Below are 19,258 nucleotides of genomic sequence, written 5' to 3' on the forward strand. Positions count from 1 at the left end.
GGGTTGCCCTGAATAGTCGTCGTTTAACACTCGTTAACATATCTTTGGCTATTGTCTCCTTTGGGCAGGCCATTAAAAGTCGGAGGAAACGAGGAACCTTTCAACACCTGGCTGAACTGTCAGCTCCAGTCAGTACGGCTCAATGCCATGCTCGTTTTGCACCATGAGTTTCAGCAATTTGGGGTGAACAAAGAGTTTTTCCTTTCCGGCTGGCTGCTCTTCAAGAACGCCGATACTGCACAATTGTTTTAAATAGAGCGAAGCAGTTTGTCGTTTAACAATACCCCGCTGAACGAGGCTGTCTATACGACAGTAAGGCTGGGCAAACAGGGTTTGCAGCAGCTCATAGCTGTATATTTTCGGTAATTGTGTCTGGATGTGCCGTTGTGTATCCTCCATAAGCAGACGAATGCCTTCTATTTTTTGTGTCGTCCAGTGGGCAGTATCTTCAATCCCCTTGAGCATGTAGAGCAGCCAGTTTTCCCAATTCTGTTCCTGAGTGACCTCGGATAGCAAACGGTAATAGTCCGGCTTGTTACGGATGATATGCCGGCTCAGGTATAAAATGGGCAAGCTGAGAAGCTTTTGCTCAATCAGGTACAGGATGTTAATGATACGCCCCGTTCGGCCATTTCCATCTATAAATGGATGAATGGCCTCAAATTGATAGTGGGCAATGGCCATCTTTACCAGTGGATCGGTTTGATCGTCTGCGTGCAGATATGCTTCCCAGTTGCCAAGCAGGTCTCGAATTACGTTTTCCCCAACCGGAGGGGTGTAAACAACCTCTCCCGTTATTGGGTTGCTAAGCACTGTTCCGGGAATTTTACGAATCAGCATGTCCTGATTTTTTTAACTCCGCAAGGGCCGCTCTCGCAGTAATACAGGCTTTGAGCACCGGACGGCTTTCCACATCCTCTTCAGGGGGTAACGGGGGAAGCCGGTTATAAGGCTGATCCGATTGCCAGGACATGTTTAGAAAACCCCAATTTATCGACATAAGCTCAGTATATGTCGATCCCATCAACATATCCTGCTTTCATATCGATAAAATTATCTTTTATCGACATTAGCCGCTATGTAGGTCGATGCCATCAGCCTACCCATGCCTTCATGTCGACGAAACTTGATTTTATCACCATGAATCAATGTATGGCCCGAAGAGTCCTCGGCAACTGCTCCTGCGTTTTCTGTATTCGAACCATCCGTAGTCTTCGACGCTGGGAACGAGGTACTTTCTTGTATGAATGGCAGCCATTAGTTAAGGGCAATTGACACTATTCTTTCAATACCCTTGTGCTTTCTGAATTAATGCTCAATCCAGTTTTCAACAATCAAGCCAGGCACTCTCTGAAACTCTCTTACATTATCCGTGACAATGATCAGTCCCTTACTACGTGCATGTCCAGCAATCAGGTTATCAAAAGGCCCTATTTGTTGTCCTTTATGGAGCCTGTTGCGAATATCAGCACTATGGTGGGCGGCAGGCTCGTCAAAATCCAATATTTTCAAGCCCGACAAAAGGCAATCAACCTGGTACTGTTTATCGAGCCTTCTGCTCTGTTCTCCTTTTTCAATACCGTATTGGAGTTCTTCTATCGTGATCATCGATACCGCCATTTCACCGGCATGTATGATGAACTTCTGGTGAACTGAAGGTTGTTTTTTCTTGAGTACAGCGATGCATATATTCGTATCAAGCAGGTATTTGAGCATCAGAACCCCTTTCTTTCCTGGTGCTCGGGCTGTTCCCTATCCGGGAAGTCATCCCCCAGAGGTGGAAGCGCGAAAAAGTAATCCCAGTGATGTTGAGCCGGTGTCAGTATGATCGCCTCCCCCTGTCGGCGGGCAATAACACGCTTTACGTCCTCAGGGAATGCTAACTCCTTGGGGATGCGCACTGCCTGAGTTTTATTATTCATGAATACGGTTGTTTCCATTGGGGCAAACCTGTATATATATACTGTATATACAGGTTAGCCCCAATATCTACTGGAATCAAGAGAAAAGCAGGGTTAAGCTCGCAAAAGGCCGAAAAATACTGTGCCAAAAACCAGGGTAAGACCTTGAAAAACCGGGAAGTTATTTCGGGACTATTCCTATGGCTATACGACAACTCAATGATGTTTATAGATGACTGAACTCATCGAGCTTTGATGCTTTTCGGTCAAAGGTCCAAGTGGTCTTGCATTGCTTTAGGGCGTTGTGATGACCAATCATTGCGTCGGCAAAGTCATAACCTCTGGCGTAATCATCAATGGCGTTTAAGACAGCCTGTCGATCATCCGTCATAATACAATGCAGGCATAGAAGATCCCGAAGCTTCTTACATTGCTGGTCGGCTTTGACTTTGTAGAAGTGGCTGAGCACCCAAACGGTTTCAACCAGTACGATTGGGCTGAGATAAATTTTTGGCAATGCTTTCAACAAGGCTAACGCTTGCTGATATTGTTCAAGATCGTCTCTAACGAGATAACGAACAAGCACATTAGTATCAATTCCGTCCATTATCATCTGTCTCATCATCTTGCCAAGAGACGGCCGAACCTGTTTTGATGGCTTCTTCCATATCGTCTAATGTTGCTTGTTGACCATTCGTGTTGTTGGCAAGGCACCCTGCCAGGGCTTCAATGTCATTGTTCATGGGGACAAGAGTAATGACGCCCTCTTTTTCTTCGAATAAGACTTTGTCACCCGGATGTATTTGGAATTTCTGTCTCAGGGCGTTGGGTATGGTTACCTGCCCTTTGCTGGTCACTGAGCTGGTAGACATGGCTGATTTCTCGTAAAAAGAAAGTAGTATTACTTAAGGTAATACCCCTTATCCGCTCTGTCAAAAAAACCGAAAAACCGGGGTCAAAAACCGCAATTTTTGCATGGAACCATACCGTGTGATCTGATCCACCTCTAAAAGTGATTTTACTCACTTAGCGAGGTGTCAAAAAGTAGTGCCTCAGATCAGTGGTTTACCAAGATTTAATTATAATCGCTTTGTACTGACAATACTCAATAGGCCAATAAATGAAAGTATTTTTTTGCAGTTTATTCATAACCATTTTCTGTAATATATGTGAAGCTACAATCCAAAAAATAGATAATTATAATTTTCGATATGAGTCGTTTTCACTATTTGGTCATTTGACAATAAAACAGGATATAAATTTATCCAGATTTATCAATCTGGAAATACTAACAAAAAGAATTACGTGTCTAGAAAAAACAGGTGAAAAACTAGGTATAGAAGAAGGTGGAGTATTTTCCATGACTCACAACATTGTAAAAATTGAAGTACTCCATGTTACTACAAATAAGAATATTGAAAAAATAGCTTTTATAGCAACCACTAATGCAGGTGATCATTTTATCTCATATGATTTAGAATACGATTGTTATGAAGTAAAATTAAATTATGATAGCACATTCAACTCGGTATATAGAAATGGTAATAAAGCATCAGTTAGAGTTAACTTAAAGGTTCAACCTGACATGATCAATAATCAAGAAATCTCTTGTCCATATTTCAAGGGCAGGTTTTCAGTGACCGAAATACATCACTTTTAACTTCCCTAGATGAGTTATTATGCGGGTCGAGAAATTCACTTCCTGTGATATGGAACCTGTACTCTCCTTGTATAGGATGACAATAGATAAGGTTCAGGCTTTCACAAATATCTCCCGACATTTTTTTAAATTCAGGCACGCTACCGCCCTTCAACTTTGGTGCTTGTTGAATAACCTTTTTAAAGTCGTAATGGTTTTAAATCTATTTTTTATTCACCACAGAGACACGGAAATTAATTTTTTATTTTATATTCAAAAACTCCGTGCCTTTGTGCCTCCGTGGTTACTCCAAAGGCTTTAAACTTCTTCCGTCACTTGTGCTTTTATTTTTCTGGCGCCCGCCTTTCTTTTTTCAGGCTGCTCTTCACTGTATCCGTGATAATCGTAATAGCCGTAATAGCCTTCTTCCGGTTTCCGTTTATTGGTATTGACCTTATTAAGCACCACACCGGAAAGCGGTGCCCCGTTTTGTAATAATCGCCCAGTGGCGTGACTGATGGCAGATTGTGTTGCCCGTCCTGATTCCACCACATAAACAACGGCGTCACAGTGCCGGGTAATCATTAAGGTGTCACTAATCCCTGTCATGGGTGGGCAGTCAATAACCACCACATCGAATTTTTCAGCCAGGCTATCTAACAGTTTTTCAAAACGGCCCTCTGAAAAGAGTTGAGTGGGATCAGGTGGAATCAGGCCTGCGGGAATAACTTTGATACCATCGCGGGTTTGCAGGCTTTCGCTTAACTGGGCATGTCCAGAAAGAATATTGGCAAGACCGGCACTTCCTCCCTTAATGTCGAAGTTCCTGGCCACCGTTGGACGACGCAGGTCTCCGTCAACAATGACAGTACTGGAGAGCTGCCCCAGTGCCAGGGCAATATTGGCGGCCGTGGATGACTTCCCCTCCCCCGGAACAGTGGAAGTCACCGCAATAATTTTCTTTTTATGGGCGATGGTGGTCAGGCTTAAACTGGTTCGAATGGTTCTGACAGATTCCACAAAAGCCCTTTGCTCTTTATCCAGAAACAACCGCCCCAAGCCTTTTTTATAGACTTTCACAGGCAGTGCCGGCAGCAAACCAAGAACCGGAAGATTTAATTTATCTTCAACATCCTTTGCCGTTCTGATGGTGTTATTCAGCATTTCAAGCAGATAAGCCATGCCACAGGCCATCAGCAAGCTTAATAAAGCAGCAATGCCGGTAATCAGGGATTTTTTAGGTTTCACCGGATCTTCAGCGGGATAGGCAAAATCAACAATACGGGCATTGGCCGCCTGTAAATCCGAGGTGGCACTGGTCTCCTGAATACGCTTGAAAAAAGCGTCGTACAAATCCTTATTGGTTCTCACTTCCCGCTCCAGTGCCTGTAGCCGGAACTGCTTGCTGTTAATGGACTGAACCCGGCTGCGGGCATCGCCAACGGCATTTTGCAGGGACTGCTCGTTGGCTTTGGCCACCTCATATTCTTTTTCTACCCCACTGACGATTTGCTGCACCCGTAAGCCGATATTGCTTTCAATGCTGTCCAGCTCGGTGTTGGCGGCAATCATTTTCGGGTGCAAGGTTCCATACCGACGCCCTAATTCACGCACTTTCTGCTCTGCCTCGGCCTGGTTCTCTTTTAATTTTTGAATCAGGGGGTGTGCCAACACTGCGGGCAATGACTGGTAATCATCAATATCTTGCGCTTTGCTATTTTGAATCTGCCGGTAAATATTTTCTGTCAGTGCCAACTTACGACGCACTTCTACCAGGGATTCAGTGAGGGCTTTCAGCTCATTGTTTGAAAGCGTCAGGACACCAGCAATATCCACCAGGTCTTCCTCTAACCGGAAATCATGGAGCAGGCCTTCGGCCATTTTCAGTTTTTCAGATAACCCTGCAAGGCGCTCCTGCATCCAGCTGGTTGCATTGGTGGTTAGTGACAGCTTGGCCTCCAGCCAGGACTCAATATAAGCCTCACCCATGGCATTGGCGGCTTTGGCAGCTAAAACCGGATTTTCCGAAATAACATGAATCTTAACAATTTGAGTTTTTCTTACCGGTTCAATACTGACACTTTCCTGGAAGCGATCAACAGTACGACTGAGAATCTGCGCCTCTGTCACCGCCTGTTCCGGCAGTTCAAAGCCCAGTAATGAGCGCCAGTTCAAAAATACCGAATACCAGCCTTTTTCTTTTAGCTCACTATTAAATTCCGGTTCATTGACTAAATTCAGGTTATTAACCACTTTTTCAAGCAGCGCCCTGGACTTCAAAACTTCATGCTGGGTATTGAGATAACTGTCTCCGGTATTGTCGATTCCATAGACTTCTTCAATAGAAACCACTTTTGCCTGTTCTTTTTCAATTAACAGTACAGCTGTTGCCTGGTATTTGGGTGTCAGGCTAAAGACAACCAGTACCGTTAACAAGGTGGCCGCCAGAGTAAACCCGAAAATAGCCCATTTATGATGCCATAAGGTCTGGAACAGTTCCCGAAGGTCAATAATATCTTCATCCATTGAAGCCTTAGGCTCGGCGGATGGTATTACATTGTTGTTAACAGGCTGATTCATTGTTTTTATTTCACTGCCAGAAAACTGAATATCCCATTAGAAAAAACTTTCTTTTACGTTGATGATATCCCCAGGGAGGATTGAACCATCCAACGTGATTGATCGTTCTTCGGATCTTCCGCTTTTTCCCTGCCGGGTTACCAAAACATCCTTTTTATTGGCTCGTTTACTGAACCCGCCAGAAAGGGCAATGGCTTTTTCAAGGGTAAGACCTGGTTCAAATGAAAACCCCCCGGGTTTATTCACTTCTCCCCGAACAAAGAATTTCCGATACTCTTTAATGGTGACATTAACTCTGGGGTTAATCAGGTATCCTCCCTTAAGCCCCTGTTTGATAAGTTTTTCCAACTCTCCAACAGTTCGTCCCCTGACCTGAATTTCACCAAGAAAAGGATAGGATATGGTACCGGCATCGGTAAGACGTGCTTCAATACTCAGATCTTCCTCATCAAAAACATTAATACTGATCATGTCCCCGGCATTCAATAAATACCGGGATGAGGTCAGACCCGTTTGCCCTTGCGTGATTGCAGGGAGAAATAGAAGAATGAGACTCAATACATGAGTCATTATAAAATGATTGCCCAAATACGGCCTGTGCATATCCCTACACCTTTAAACCGCTATTCCAGAGATTACGGCAGCGTACTTCCAGGCCACTGCTTTCCTTTTTTGATTAACCTTTTTTAGTTAAAGCGCCAGTTCCGCTGATAGCATATAAGCATTACGAGTGTAATCATCCTCATCAGCAGTGTTTACTTTAGCCTTTTCATCCCGCTTGGTGTTTTCCCAGTCAAGGGAAACCGTCAGGTTACGCATGACCTTCCAGCTTAAACCCGCATTAAAGGTTTTCACCTTTCTCTCTTTTTGAACAACGCTTGCTGCATTTTGAACATCATCATCCGTGTAGCTAAAACCCAGGTTACTGGTGATTTTGGATGTCCAGTCATGCTGCCAGTTTACTACTGCATTGAAACCTTTGGTGAAGCTCGCACTAGCAGGATTTTCAGATTCCAGTCCATAATCACGACCAGAGCTTATCTGAATCAGTGAGTATTCGACAGGCAGATAACTGATACCTATTTCCCAGCCACTGTAGTTTTCTTTATCGACTGTTTTTACATCACTTTTGCGTTCACGATGGGCAGCCTTGATATAGCCGGTGCTTTTAGCTGTTGCTTCCCAGTTCAACCCCACCAGATAGCTGGTAATGTCATAGCCCGCATTATCCTGATTATCGTAAGACAGTTCTCGTTTTTTTGCTTCCACCAGCACTTCGGTTTTAGGCATTACCTTATAAAAGAAGGTGGCTCCATACCCCTTGTTTTTTCGATCTTCACCGCTGTCACGGCCCAGTTTGCCAATTTTCTCATAATCTTTGGCATTATAATCGCCGAATACGTCAACTCTCGCTGTAGCCTCTTTCGCACCAAAGCCATAATTAACCGCAGCATCCGTCTGCTGGTATTGTGGCGCTGACTTATCCTTTGCCTCATCAACCGTTGAACCCTGATCATGCTTGATACCATAACCACTGGTTACCGTCAGGCGATGACGGCTGTTAAATTCATGATGGATATCAAGGGCGGCACCGTAGTCGGTAAAATCATGGTCGGATTCACCGGAAAACGATTTATGAACACCATCAACGGTCAGGGCATAGTAACTCATGCCCTGTTCGGCTTTTAATTCAATGCTGGGTGCTACCGTATAAACGGTGGCACTTTTTTCTTTAAGGTCATTACCCTCTGTTCCTTCCCGATAAACATTATCATCGTAACCGACACCTGCCTTTAACAGGGGCGTTACATTGATACCCCCCATTTCAAATGAACCCGGATCCTCAACAGTAGCAATACTCCAAGAACTATAAAGAACCGCATAAACTGCAAATGACAGCTTACTTATAATTTTCATTGAACTACACATTCCCTGCTGTTTAGTTACTTATTTATTTTTATCGAATTATTATGAACAAATTATTACGCGACAGGCAACCATAATTTTTAAATTATTTTGATTTTTTTTATATGTTTTGTTATCAGTAAAGTAGGGTGTTGTTTCGCCGATTAAGGACTAACAAACACAATAACAGGAATGGTTATGAAACTAACACGGCTTGCTGCGGCTTTGGTGGCCGCATCTTTAAGCATGAATATTAGTGCAGATTTACTTCAGGATGTTAAAAGCAAAGGCGCTAAAACAGTTATATCTGAAGCCTTACAGCAGGGTCAGAGCATTGAGGGCATTATGGTCAGCCTGTCTTCTGCCTTGCAGAATAACCCTCAACTGCTGGCTCAGGCTGTCCAACAGGCGGTTAAGGCTTTTCCCAGACAGGCTGCCCAGATTGTCATGGTAACCGTTAAGTCAGTTGCGCAACAAGCCCCCCAGATTGTGTCTGCGGCCGTCTCAGCACAACCTGAACAGGCTACGCAAATTGTTTCTGCAGCTATTTCCGCTGTACCTGCACAGGCCCGGCAAATCACCCAAAGCGCCGTTTCCGTCGTTAAATCACCCGCTGCCAGAGCCGCGATTGAAAGGGCAGCACAGCAGGTTCAACTGCAACTTTCCCAGAGTCCTGTAGCCCAGGGACAGCCAGAAGTTGAAGCGGAGAACCAGGAACTCCCGGCTCAGCAAACGCCACCTCCGTCAGCACAACCTCCGGCTGCCATAGCGCCTCCTCCCCCTCCGGCATTCACACAACCTCCTGCGGATAAGCCTACACCGGTCAGCCCGAATTAAGCGGATTGATAATATTTAGGGGCTGTCGGACTCGTTCCCGGGACACCGGGAACGAGAGGAAGGTATCAACCCTGATCAGGGAATAGCAATCAAGCCGGTATAGCCGGCTGCATGGAACCTGCCATTAACTGAAGAATACGGTTTACCTGACAGCTATAACCAAATTCATTGTCGTACCAGACATAAAGAATACAGCGGTCTTTATCCACAATGGTGGCCTGGCTATCAACAATTCCCGCATTACGACTGCCAACAAAGTCACTGGATACCACTTCAGAAGAGTTCACAAAATCAATTTGTTTTTGCAGATCGGAATACAGCGCCACTTCCCGAAGGTAGCTGTTAAGCTCATCCCTGGAAGTTTCCTTGTTCAGATTAAGATTCAATATGGCCAGGGAAACATTGGGCGTGGGTACCCGGATAGCACTGCCGGTCAGCTTTCCTTTTAACTCGGGCAACGCCTTGCCAACAGCGCTGGCTGCACCGGTCTCGGTAATCACCATATTCAGGGCAGCACTTCGACCGCGTCGCTCACCTTTGTGATAGTTATCAATCAGGTTCTGGTCGTTGGTATAGGAATGCACCGTTTCCACATGGCCATTCACAATACCAAAGTGATCATTGATTGCTTTTAGTACAGGGGTAATGGCATTGGTGGTACAGGAAGCCGCTGACAGTATGGCATCTTCTTTAATCAGCTCATGATTAACGCCGTAGACAATATTCTTGACACTGCCCTTGCCCGGTGCCGTTAACAGAACTCTTGAGGCACCGGGAGATTTCAGGTGCAACCCCAGTGCCTCCTCATCACGCCACTTACCGGTATTGTCAACAATAATGGCATTACTGATACCGTAACGGGTGTAATCCACCTCTGCGGGAGAGTTAGAGTAGATAACCTGAATTTTTACCCCATTGGCATAAATCAGGTTACTGGCCTCATCAATATCAATGGTGCCCCTGAATGATCCATGGACAGAGTCACGCCTTAGCAGGCTGGCCCGTTTCTGCAAGTCATTGGCTGCCGCGCCAGGACGCACTACGATAGCCCTGAGGTTAAGCCCGGCACCCCCACCCGCACGCTCAATTAACAGCCGGGCCATTAACCGCCCGATTCGGCCAAAACCATAAAGCACCACATCCTGCCCGGTAGGCCTGGCCTCTTTGGTGTTAATAATATGGGAAACCTGGCTGCGAACGTAATCTTCCAAAGATCCTGCACTTTCAGAGGACTGATAGCCTGCCACCAGTTTACCCAGGTCAATTCTGGCGGGAGACAAATTCAGCGTTGAAAGCACCTCAAGCACAGGGTAGGTTTCTCTCACAGAAAGCCCTGTACCCAAAACCTGGCGCACAAACTTATGGGCTTTAATAATATCGATCACGGAGCGATTGATAATGGAACGGCCATACACTGAAGTAACAACATTATGATCCCGGTACAACCGACCAATTAATGGGATCATGGATTCTGCAATCGCTTCCCGTTCTTTCCAATCCTGGAATTGTTCTTTAGCCACTGAATGCCCCCACCTTATTTTAAGTGTTTCAGTTTTCCGCTTGTTTCGCGCATTATCCCCATCAACCGCCAACAAATCAACAAAGAACAACAAAAAACAACACAAACTATCAACTCCTGTTTTTATGAAACTGTTTTGTTATTCATCATTCACCCAAAGACCCCGGTACTTCAGGCCAAAAATCAAAAATATTCAGATCAACACTGTCTACAGTGCGCCATAAGACATAAAATTCCCCCAAGTTTGGTAAGAGGTCAACCGGAGCAAACATGGTGCAGGCTACTATTCGTCTCCCCCAACAGGCAGGCGAAAAATTTCACTGGGGCAACCATTCCCGGACAAGCACGGCATATTCCATCGCCCTGGCAGCCAGGGAGCATAAAGGTTTGCTGTTGGTCATTACATCGGACACAACGGCAGCGGCAGAGCTCCAGGAAGAGGTCCGTTTTTTTCTGGCAGGCAATAAAGCCATTGAAGTCCACCAGCTATCTGACTGGGAAACCCTGCCCTATGATAATTTTTCCCCACACCAGGATATTATTTCAGAACGTCTCGCCACCCTGTACCAGCTGCCACGGTCACAGCAGTCCATTCTGATCATTCCTGTAACCACGCTGTTGCACAGGCTGTGTCCCCGATCATTCCTGGAATCCAGCAGCCTGATACTAAAAAAGGGCGAAACATTTTCAATAGACCAACGGCGCAAACAGCTTGAGCAGGCAGGTTATTATTGTACCGATACGGTTTATGAGCACGGTGAGTTTGCCATCCGGGGATCACTGGTGGATATATTTCCCATGGGATCAAAAGCCCCCTTCAGAATTGACTTGTTTGACGATGAAATTGACTCCATCAGAACCTTTGACCCTGACAACCAACGCTCATTAACAGAAATTGACCATATCAAATTGCTCCCGGGACATGAGTTTCCCATGGACCAAACGGGACGGAGTCAATTTAAAGGCCGTTTTCGAGACGCCTTTGATGTAGACCACCGGGACTGTCCGCTTTATCAGGATATTAACTCCGGCATCGCCAGCCCGGGTATTGAGTATTACCTGCCATTATTCTTTGAAAGCCCCGCCACATTATTTGACTATCTGCCCGAAAATACCTGTATTTTTCTGGAGGATAGTGTTCAGTCAGCGGTGTCCACCTTTCTTACGGATGTGAATGAGCGCTATCAAAGCAGGAAAGTGGATCCCTTAAGGCCAATTTTACCGCCAGAACAGCTTTTTATTCGTAATGAAGAACTGTTTTCACAGCTCAAGCAGTTCCCCCGAATCACGCTGACCCCTACCCCCATCAAGGAAAAGCCGGGAAGCTGGAATTTCGGGCAACACTCAATTCCCGATCTCACATTAAATGCCAGGCTGGCGGATCCCCTGACCCCATTGAATAACTACCTGGAAACAGCCAGCCGGGTGTTATTTGTGGCAGAGAGTGCCGGACGCCGGGAAGCCCTGCTGGATATATTAAATGACAGCCAGATCAACCCTACAACCAGGGAGAGCTGGGCAGCCTTTATCAATAGCCAGGAAAAGCTGGCAATTACCACCGGCAGTCTGAGTGATGCACTCTATATAGAAGCGGTTGATACAACCCTGATACCCGAATCCCGATTGCTGGGAAAACGGGTGATGCAACAACGCCGCCGAAGGGGCGACAACGGACAGCATGCAGACCAGATCATCCGCAACCTGACAGAACTTCGTCCCGGAGCCCCCGTGGTCCATATCGACCATGGCGTTGGCCGTTATCGCGGCTTGCAAACGCTGGGAATAGACGATCAACAGGAAGAGTTTTTAACACTGGAATATGCCAATGAAGCCAAACTCTATGTTCCGGTAAGCGCCCTGCACCTCATCGCCCGGTACAGCGGTGCCGATGATGAACAGGCCCCCCTGCACCGGCTTGGTAGTGAACAGTGGACCAAGGCGCGAAAAAAAGCCGCAGAAAAAGCCAATGATGCCGCCGTAGAGCTACTGGATATTTACGCAAGGCGAGGGGCACGAAAGGGATTTGCCTTTGACGAGCCAGATCAACACTACCTGACTTTTGCCGCAGGCTTTCCTTTTGAAGAGACCCCTGACCAAAAACAGGCCATTGAGGCGGTTATCAATGACATGTCATCTGCGCAACCCATGGATAGGCTGGTCTGTGGCGACGTGGGCTTTGGCAAGACGGAAGTGGCTATGCGTGCTGCCTTTATGGCCGTGCAAAGCAGTAAGCAGGTGGCCATTCTGGTTCCCACCACCCTGCTGGCCCAACAGCACTATGAAAGCTTCAGGGACCGTTTTGCTGACTGGCCAGTGGAAATTGATGTTATTTCCCGGTTCCGTACCCAGAAAGCCATCAATGAACTGAAGGCAAAGCTGGCTGATGGCAAGATCGATATTATTATTGGTACCCATAAGATCCTGCAGGACACTCTCAACTTTAAGGATTTAGGCTTGCTCATCATTGATGAAGAGCACCGCTTTGGCGTCAAGCATAAGGAAAAACTTAAATCCCTGCGCTCCCAGGTGGATATTCTCACCCTGACAGCCACTCCCATCCCCAGAACACTGAATATGGCCATGTCCGGCATCAGGGATCTTTCCATCATCGCAACCCCTCCGGCACGGAGGCTTTCCGTCAAAACCTTTATCAGGGAGCAGAACAGCCATCTGGTAAAAGAGGCGGTTATGCGGGAATTATTAAGGGGTGGGCAAATCTATTATGTTCACAATGAAGTGCAAACCATCGACAAAATAGCACAGGACTTGCAAGAACTTATCCCCGAGGCCCGAATAGCGGTGGGCCACGGCCAGATGCGTGAGCGTGAGCTTGAGCAGGTCATGTCCGACTTTTATCACAAGCGTTTTAATATCCTGGTGTGCACCACCATTATCGAAACAGGCATTGATGTGCCCAGTGCCAATACTATTATTATCAACCGGGCGGATCGATTCGGGCTTGCCCAGCTTCACCAGCTACGGGGACGGGTGGGACGATCCCATCACCAGGCTTACGCTTATTTATTAACACCTTCCACCAAGGCCATGACCGCAGATGCCATCAAACGGCTGGATGCCATTAGCGAAGCCCAGGACCTGGGTGCCGGATTTATGCTGGCTTCCAATGACCTGGAAATCCGGGGTGCCGGAGAACTGCTTGGGGAAGAGCAAAGCGGGCAGATCCAGAGTATTGGCTTCTCCCTGTACACCGATATGCTGGAAAAAGCCATCAATGCCATTAAAAAAGGAGAAACACCGGACCCTGAAAAACCCCTGTTCCATGGCACTGAAATCAAACTCCGGTTACCGGCCCTATTGCCCGAAGATTACATTCATGATGTGCATAGCAGGCTGGTTCTGTATAAACGGATTGCCGCGGCCGAAAGCGATGAAGACCTCAAGTCGTTACAAGTGGAGCTTATTGACCGCTTTGGATTACTGCCTGACCCCGCGAAAAACCTGTTCCGGCAAACCCGGATTAAATTAAGGGCCCAGGCTATGGGGATACTGAAACTGGATGCGGGCACCTCGGAAGGACGCATTGAGTTCGACCATCAGCCTAAAATAGACCCGGTTATCATTATCCAGCTGATCCAGTCTCAACCGGCAAACTATAAACTGGAAGGCAGCAACATCTTGAAGTACAGTGGCTCCATGGAAACCCATGAAAAACGGTTTAAGGCCGTAGAGAGCCTGCTTCAAAAATTGGCCGATTAACCCATACTTGCCACGGTGGCAATACGGCTTTGCCACCGGCCTGTATTTTTATTTAAAAGAGTGGAAACATCAATGAAACGAGCCCTGCCAGCACTCCTGGCACTGCTTTATACGACATCCCTGCTGGCATCCAGTAGCACTCCCGAGACTGCCACGGCAAAAATCCAGTGGTACCAGGCGGACTTGCTCGTCTTTTTACACCAGCCCACCGGGCAGACCAGTGAACAATGGCCCGATATCAAGCCCCAGTCAGCTCCGGCAAATGCCATTAAACTGGTAGACCCTGTCCATCAAAAACCAGCCAATAATGTACCCTTTGATTTTGCCTCAACCAATGCAAAAGGGGTTCCCGGGAATAACCTGTCTTTTGATATCGAGCGGGATCCATTCCTGGTCTTGCCGGATACTGAATACCTTCTTGACAGCCAGGCACGTATTCTGAATAACGCTTCAGGCTATAAAATTTTAACCCGGGCAGCCTGGCGCCTTCCCATAGAAGAAAACAGCAAAGAGCAACCGGTTATTATTAAATCAAAGCTGATGCCAGATTCAACGTACCTGCTCAACGGCTCTGTCACCCTCAGTGCCAGAAGATACCTTCATGCCGATATTGACTTCTGGTACAACGAACTCAAGCCTGAAGCCTTATCCTCATTACTTATGAGTAACCACACCCCTATTCTTGAGGAACACAGCAACGATGGAGAAAACCAACACTCTGCTAAGGCACCCTTAAAAATAGCCAGAAACTTCCATTTAAAAGAGAGGCGGCGTATACAAAGAACCAGTGAGGTTCAGTATCTGGATAGTCCTGTCATTGGTGTTTTATTCAAATTGACGCCTTATGAGTACCCTGAAAAGCCATTGCTTCCAGAAGTAGAAGTAGAAATGGAAGAATAGGAGGGTTATAAAATTAAAACGATGAAAAGCTTAAGGTAAGCCATTGAAATGGGAAGGCTCGTGGACTACAGCCATAATCAGGCTCCACGGGCCTCCATAGTCATGACAAAGCTATTTTTCCCGTCACGGGAATAATACTGAACATCATCCATCAGGTTTTTTACGATATAAATCCCCCGCCCACTGCTCTGAAGGGAATCAGGGTTTTGAATATCCTCGCGAACCAAAGAGCTTATATCCAGTTTTTCTTCCGGTATGGAATGCCCCCAATCACTCACCGTAATGGAGACTGACTGTCTGGTTAACTCTACCTGTGTCTCCACTTTTTGGCCCGGCTTATTCTCATAGGCATGCTCTATGGCATTATTAACTATTTCCACCAGGCACAACTCAATACGATTGACTTCCACGGGAGACAGTTCCGTCATTTCACAAAGCCCCCTGACGGCCATAGCAACCAGCACCGTGTTGGGGAGACAGGAATCAATACCTATGGTTAATGACTGTGTAGGCTGTGATATCACAATCAGTCTCCTTCCAGTGCATCACTGACAGTCTCTGAAATGGGAAAAAGCTTCTCCATTGAAGTCAGGTCAAATAAATCCCTGACGGCAGGCTGGGCACCCGCCAACCGGATTTTACCATTGCCCGCCATTTTCTTTAAGGCCGCTACCAAAGACCCCAGACCACTACTATCCATAAATTTCACATTGGTCAGGTCAACGATTAATGACTCGGCACCTTTTTCGATCTCATCGAACAGGTAGTTTTTAAAGGGTTCTGCCAAAGCAGCATCCAGTCTGACTTCATCCACAGTCACTACAGTAGAATCCTCTTCCACCCTTGACTCAAATGGCATAGCTTTTCCTCTTCCTAGATTGAGATAGTAAAAAACAAAAACCTGTTACGGCTTCCATTCCATTACCAGATAAGTTACATCATCCTCAAAAACATCTTGCTGATTCCAGTCCTTTATTTTTTCCCCCACTCGATCAATCATCTCCGGGATATCCTCGTCAAATGATTCAGCCAGGGTATTACTGAGACGATCCTCTCCAAACTGCTCACCACTGCCATCATCACATTCAGTCAGGCCATCAGAATAGAGAAATAACCGGTCACCGGGACTTAACTGAAAAGTAACGGATGAATAATCCAGACCCGGCATCATACCAATGGGTACACCATTCCCTTCAACAGGCTCCACTATACGGCTGGCCTGCTTAACCCACAGCGGCCTGGGGTGGCCCGCCTGGGAAAGCACCACATCACCGGTTTTATTATTTAGAATGCCATAAGCAATAGTAAAATAAAGCATATTTTCGGCAGTTGTCTGAAACCGGTCATTCAAGCTCGCCAGCACCTGACCTGGCGTTGCCAGCTGATACCCGGAGGAACCCTCAATCTTTCTTCGGTGCAGTGAGCCATTCCCTGTTTCCGACAGAATATTGTTCAGTGTGAATGAAAACAGGGCGGAAGGAATACCATGACCGGCAACATCCAGCTGATAAAAATAAATATGTTCATCATCAAGGGCCTGGTAACCAAACATATCACCGCCCAGATGTTTACTTGGCTTGAAAAACCAGTCAAATGCAGCGTCTTTTATTTTAGCCGGTTGGGTTAATAGCCCCTCCTGCGTTTTGGCCGCAGACTCAAGGTCTTTCTCTATAGTGGTAATAGCGCCGGACAACTCTTTATTTTTTTCTTCCAGCGCACGCTCCAGTTCAATAATGCGAATACCGGCCTTTAAACGGGCATCGAGTTCATCAAAATTGACCGGCTTGCTTAAGAAGTCATCAGCACCCTTATTAATACCCTCTACAACTGCTTTACTTTCAGTTTTCCCGGTTAGCAAAATAAAATAAAGATAACGCCCAAAATCATTTTCACGGATAGACTGGCATAGCTGAATACCATCCATTTCCGGCATCATCCAGTCACTGATCACAATTCGCACTTCAGGGTGAGCTTTTAACACTTCCAAAGCTTGAACACCATCTTCAGCTTCGAGAACCTGGTGCCCTTTCTTTTTTAGAATCACCGATAGCATCAAGCGTTGATCTCTGGCGTCTTCAACGATAAGTATGTTCATAGCGGACTAGATTATTCCATCCATGGGGCAGATTTATTGTTTACCTATAAGATTGAATATAGCTGGTCACACTATTTATGCACCCTTATCTCTACCAGGGTAATCGGGTCAACTATTTCACTCAACCATTCCTGAAGAGTCCTGCCACGGCTTCTTGCTCGTTTAATAATATGAACATCGCGGCCTTACAGAGATAACATAGATTTTGGATATCACCGTCAATAACCACTCCAACCGATTTTTAATTTATATAAATATCCCATTGTAAAATCACAATAAATACTTATTTTCAGCCGGAAACAATATCGATGAGAGTTCCTACAGCTACCTGCTCAAACAAATCAATCACATCCTTATTGCGCATGCGAATGCAGCCCTTTGATTCCGGCCTGCCCATGGGAGAACTATCCGGGGTGCCATGAATATAAATATACCGCCGCATACTGTCCACTGACCCGAGACGATTAACACCCACCTCTTTGCCGCTTAACCATAGGATACGTGTCAATATCCAGTCTTTTCGTTCAGGTTGAAGGATAGCCAGTTCCGGTGAATAAATCTCACCGGTCCACCTGCGACCGACAAACACCGCACACTCCGGTGCACCCCTGCCAATTTTCGCCCTGATAACATGCTTTCCAAGGGGAGTCTGTCCACTGCCTTCCTGCTGACCTACACCATTTAATCCCGTGGATACCGGGTAACTGATCATCCGGCCATCGTCCCCATGCAAGTGCAATTGCTGTTGCGATATATTAACCGAAATAAACACAGGCTCTCCTATGGCACCCTGTTATGCAGGAATCAATCAGGTATGGGCCCTGAGTCCCGCTGCCATAAACGGCACCATTTTTCGAAGAATGGCTTCAAGGTCATCATTCATACCATAATCACTTTGTGCGATAGCCCTGAGGGCATTGGCTCCGGACATGGTAAAAACCGTTGATCCCAAAATAAAATTAACCCGCCAGAACATATCGCCGGCAAGAAGGTGAGGGCACATTCCCACCAACAGTTTGAAATAGCGCTGGAAAACATCACCATAGGCTTCGTTAAGATACCGCTTAAGATGCCCCTGGGCTTCACTGTATGCCAGACCTATTAAACGCATAAAGACCGAAAGGTCATCGCCACTTCGAGGTTCAACAGCCATAATCTGATCCACCAGCAGATGCAATGCCGCTTCCAGGTCAGAATCCCTGCCCGTCCCACCGAAATCATCCAGCGCCTTGGCCATGTTCTCCGCAAAGGGATCCAGATAACGGGAGAATACCGCCTGAATCAACGCTTTTTTTGAGCCAAAATGGTAATTCACTGCAGCAAGGTTAACATTAGCCTTGCTGGTAATTGATCGTAATGATGTTTCCGAAAATCCCTGTTCAGCAAAAAGTAGTTCCGCCGCGTCCAGAATCCGCTCTACTGTTAACGAGTGTGACATGCGTTCAAAATGACCAATGACCCAAACAAATGTTTAAAACATAAGTTTGAAACCTGTCTGTGTCAAGATCGCTTGAATCCCTACAAATACTGGATATAATCACAGTAACTGTATAAAAACACAGAGTATCATGATCAAACTCACTAGACGCCAGTCTGAAATCCTGTCGCTGATAAAAAGCCATATTGAAGATACCGGATTTCCACCAACCCGTGCTGAAATAGCCAAAATCCTGGGCTTCCGCTCCCCCAATGCTGCTGAAGAGCATCTTCGGGCACTGGCCCGTAAAGGTGCCATTGAAATAAGTCCGGGAACATCACGGGGTATCAGAATTCCGTCCTTACCTTCCGGGCTTCCGATTATTGGCCAGGTCGCTGCAGGCAGCCCGGTATTGGCTGAAGAACATATTGAAAGTCACTTATTACTCAATCCGGCTTTTTTTTCTCCAAAAGCGGATTTTCTGCTCCGTGTTAAAGGCATGAGCATGAAAGATGTCGGAATACTTGATGGCGACTTGTTAGCAGTTCATAAAACCCATGAAGCGCGCAATGGCCAAATTGTCGTGGCAAGAATTGATAATGAAGTCACGGTCAAGCGCTTTGAAAAGAGGAAAAACAAAGTCTATCTCCACCCTGAAAACAATGAATTCGAAACACTTGAAATTGATTCCAATGAAAGTCAGTTTGCCATTGAAGGACTGAGCGTCGGAGTCATTCGAAATTAAAAC

General features: G+C 46.3%; 17 protein-coding genes and 2 pseudogenes. 5 read left to right on the top strand and 14 right to left on the bottom strand.

Going from position 1 to position 19,258, the window contains the following annotated elements; all coding sequences use genetic code 11:
• Positions 1 to 129 precede the first annotated feature (129 nt).
• From MJ595_RS17740 to MJ595_RS17760, 5 genes and pseudogenes are all read right to left on the bottom strand, one after another.
• Positions 130 to 973: pseudogene (locus tag MJ595_RS17740) on the bottom strand (Fic family protein).
• Between the two features lie 335 nt (positions 974 to 1,308).
• The gene (locus MJ595_RS17745) at positions 1,309 to 1,716 is read right to left on the bottom strand and encodes a type II toxin-antitoxin system VapC family toxin (protein WP_263079377.1); all 408 of its coding nucleotides are present in this window, start codon (positions 1,714 to 1,716) and stop codon (positions 1,309 to 1,311) included.
• Complete coding sequence (gene vapB / locus MJ595_RS17750) at positions 1,716 to 1,922, bottom strand: type II toxin-antitoxin system VapB family antitoxin (RefSeq protein ID WP_263079378.1); 207 nt, start codon at positions 1,920 to 1,922, stop codon at positions 1,716 to 1,718. The genes MJ595_RS17745 and vapB overlap by 1 nt, the downstream gene beginning before the upstream one ends.
• 205 nt (positions 1,923 to 2,127) lie before the next feature.
• A complete protein-coding gene (locus tag MJ595_RS17755; RefSeq protein ID WP_263079379.1) occupies positions 2,128 to 2,508 on the bottom strand; it encodes a type II toxin-antitoxin system VapC family toxin in 381 nt (126 codons plus the stop codon).
• The gene (locus tag MJ595_RS17760; RefSeq protein WP_263079380.1) at positions 2,495 to 2,773 is read right to left on the bottom strand and encodes an AbrB/MazE/SpoVT family DNA-binding domain-containing protein; all 279 of its coding nucleotides are present in this window, start codon (positions 2,771 to 2,773) and stop codon (positions 2,495 to 2,497) included. Before MJ595_RS17760 ends, MJ595_RS17755 begins: the two co-directional genes overlap by 14 nt.
• A gap of 365 nt (positions 2,774 to 3,138) precedes the next feature.
• Here MJ595_RS17760 and MJ595_RS17765 point away from each other — a divergent pair, with 365 nt between their 5' ends.
• Complete coding sequence (locus tag MJ595_RS17765) at positions 3,139 to 3,561, top strand: hypothetical protein (RefSeq protein ID WP_263079382.1); 423 nt, start codon at positions 3,139 to 3,141, stop codon at positions 3,559 to 3,561.
• 297 nt (positions 3,562 to 3,858) lie between these two features.
• On the opposite strand, the gene MJ595_RS17770 is transcribed toward MJ595_RS17765, so the two are convergent.
• The 3 genes from MJ595_RS17770 to MJ595_RS17780 form a co-directional block, all read right to left on the bottom strand.
• The gene (locus tag MJ595_RS17770) at positions 3,859 to 6,120 is read right to left on the bottom strand and encodes a polysaccharide biosynthesis tyrosine autokinase (RefSeq protein ID WP_263079383.1); all 2,262 of its coding nucleotides are present in this window, start codon (positions 6,118 to 6,120) and stop codon (positions 3,859 to 3,861) included.
• A gap of 36 nt (positions 6,121 to 6,156) precedes the next feature.
• Positions 6,157 to 6,723, bottom strand: coding sequence for a polysaccharide export protein (locus MJ595_RS17775; RefSeq protein WP_263079386.1), 567 nt, complete (start codon positions 6,721 to 6,723; stop codon positions 6,157 to 6,159).
• 87 nt (positions 6,724 to 6,810) lie between these two features.
• Positions 6,811 to 8,037: an outer membrane beta-barrel protein gene (locus MJ595_RS17780; protein ID WP_263079387.1), complete on the bottom strand. Its 1,227-nt coding sequence runs from the start codon at positions 8,035 to 8,037 to the stop codon at positions 6,811 to 6,813.
• A gap of 186 nt (positions 8,038 to 8,223) precedes the next feature.
• Here MJ595_RS17780 and MJ595_RS17785 point away from each other — a divergent pair, with 186 nt between their 5' ends.
• Positions 8,224 to 8,862 carry a hypothetical protein gene (locus MJ595_RS17785; RefSeq protein WP_263079388.1) on the top strand — a complete coding sequence of 213 codons (639 nt, stop codon included), beginning with the start codon at positions 8,224 to 8,226 and terminating at the stop codon, positions 8,860 to 8,862.
• Between the two features lie 89 nt (positions 8,863 to 8,951).
• Here the strand turns inward: MJ595_RS17785 and MJ595_RS17790 are convergent, their stop codons facing one another.
• On the bottom strand, positions 8,952 to 10,382 hold the full coding sequence (locus MJ595_RS17790) for a glyceraldehyde-3-phosphate dehydrogenase (protein WP_263322535.1): 1,431 nt from the start codon (positions 10,380 to 10,382) through the stop codon (positions 8,952 to 8,954).
• Between the two features lie 269 nt (positions 10,383 to 10,651).
• Between MJ595_RS17790 and mfd the strand changes: the two genes are divergently transcribed.
• A complete protein-coding gene (mfd, locus tag MJ595_RS17795) occupies positions 10,652 to 14,098 on the top strand; it encodes a transcription-repair coupling factor (protein WP_263079389.1) in 3,447 nt (1,148 codons plus the stop codon).
• 72 nt (positions 14,099 to 14,170) lie between these two features.
• Complete coding sequence (locus tag MJ595_RS17800) at positions 14,171 to 14,998, top strand: peptidoglycan binding protein CsiV (protein ID WP_263079390.1); 828 nt, start codon at positions 14,171 to 14,173, stop codon at positions 14,996 to 14,998.
• A gap of 77 nt (positions 14,999 to 15,075) precedes the next feature.
• Here the strand turns inward: MJ595_RS17800 and MJ595_RS17805 are convergent, their stop codons facing one another.
• From MJ595_RS17805 to MJ595_RS17825, 5 genes and pseudogenes are all read right to left on the bottom strand, one after another.
• Positions 15,076 to 15,522: an ATP-binding protein gene (locus MJ595_RS17805; RefSeq protein WP_263079391.1), complete on the bottom strand. Its 447-nt coding sequence runs from the start codon at positions 15,520 to 15,522 to the stop codon at positions 15,076 to 15,078.
• A 2-nt stretch (positions 15,523 to 15,524) separates the two neighbouring features.
• Entirely contained in the window at positions 15,525 to 15,857 is a 333-nt protein-coding gene (locus MJ595_RS17810; RefSeq protein WP_263079392.1) for an STAS domain-containing protein, read from the bottom strand.
• A 45-nt stretch (positions 15,858 to 15,902) separates the two neighbouring features.
• Positions 15,903 to 17,093, bottom strand: coding sequence for a SpoIIE family protein phosphatase (locus MJ595_RS17815; RefSeq protein WP_263079394.1), 1,191 nt, complete (start codon positions 17,091 to 17,093; stop codon positions 15,903 to 15,905).
• A 289-nt stretch (positions 17,094 to 17,382) separates the two neighbouring features.
• Complete coding sequence (locus MJ595_RS17820) at positions 17,383 to 17,865, bottom strand: L,D-transpeptidase (RefSeq protein WP_263079395.1); 483 nt, start codon at positions 17,863 to 17,865, stop codon at positions 17,383 to 17,385.
• Between the two features lie 45 nt (positions 17,866 to 17,910).
• Positions 17,911 to 18,531, bottom strand: a pseudogene (locus tag MJ595_RS17825) (TetR family transcriptional regulator); the annotation flags it as partial.
• A 133-nt stretch (positions 18,532 to 18,664) separates the two neighbouring features.
• Between MJ595_RS17825 and lexA the strand changes: the two are divergent.
• Positions 18,665 to 19,255 (top strand): transcriptional repressor LexA, encoded by a 591-nt coding sequence (gene lexA / locus MJ595_RS17830; RefSeq protein WP_263322536.1) that lies wholly within the window; start codon positions 18,665 to 18,667, stop codon positions 19,253 to 19,255.
• The last annotated feature ends 3 nt before the right edge of the window (positions 19,256 to 19,258 follow it).

The organism is Endozoicomonas sp. Mp262 (genome assembly GCF_025643335.1).
Classification (GTDB): domain Bacteria; phylum Pseudomonadota; class Gammaproteobacteria; order Pseudomonadales; family Endozoicomonadaceae; genus Endonucleibacter.

Bases quoted from the DNA above. Each gene is read 5' to 3' on its own strand.
- MJ595_RS17815 (WP_263079394.1), bottom strand. From the start codon at position 17,093: ATGAACATACTTATCGTTGAAGACGCCAGAGATCAACGCTTGATGCTA.
- MJ595_RS17780 (WP_263079387.1), bottom strand. From the start codon at position 8,037: ATGAAAATTATAAGTAAGCTGTCATTTGCAGTTTATGCGGTTCTTTAT.
- MJ595_RS17770 (WP_263079383.1), bottom strand. From the start codon at position 6,120: ATGAATCAGCCTGTTAACAACAATGTAATACCATCCGCCGAGCCTAAG.
- MJ595_RS17755 (WP_263079379.1), bottom strand. From the start codon at position 2,508: ATGGACGGAATTGATACTAATGTGCTTGTTCGTTATCTCGTTAGAGAC.
- MJ595_RS17745 (WP_263079377.1), bottom strand. From the start codon at position 1,716: ATGCTCAAATACCTGCTTGATACGAATATATGCATCGCTGTACTCAAG.
- mfd (WP_263079389.1), top strand. From the start codon at position 10,652: ATGGTGCAGGCTACTATTCGTCTCCCCCAACAGGCAGGCGAAAAATTT.
- MJ595_RS17775 (WP_263079386.1), bottom strand. From the start codon at position 6,723: ATGCACAGGCCGTATTTGGGCAATCATTTTATAATGACTCATGTATTG.
- MJ595_RS17810 (WP_263079392.1), bottom strand. From the start codon at position 15,857: ATGCCATTTGAGTCAAGGGTGGAAGAGGATTCTACTGTAGTGACTGTG.
- MJ595_RS17800 (WP_263079390.1), top strand. From the start codon at position 14,171: ATGAAACGAGCCCTGCCAGCACTCCTGGCACTGCTTTATACGACATCC.
- MJ595_RS17785 (WP_263079388.1), top strand. From the start codon at position 8,224: ATGAAACTAACACGGCTTGCTGCGGCTTTGGTGGCCGCATCTTTAAGC.
- MJ595_RS17760 (WP_263079380.1), bottom strand. From the start codon at position 2,773: ATGTCTACCAGCTCAGTGACCAGCAAAGGGCAGGTAACCATACCCAAC.
- vapB (WP_263079378.1), bottom strand. From the start codon at position 1,922: ATGAATAATAAAACTCAGGCAGTGCGCATCCCCAAGGAGTTAGCATTC.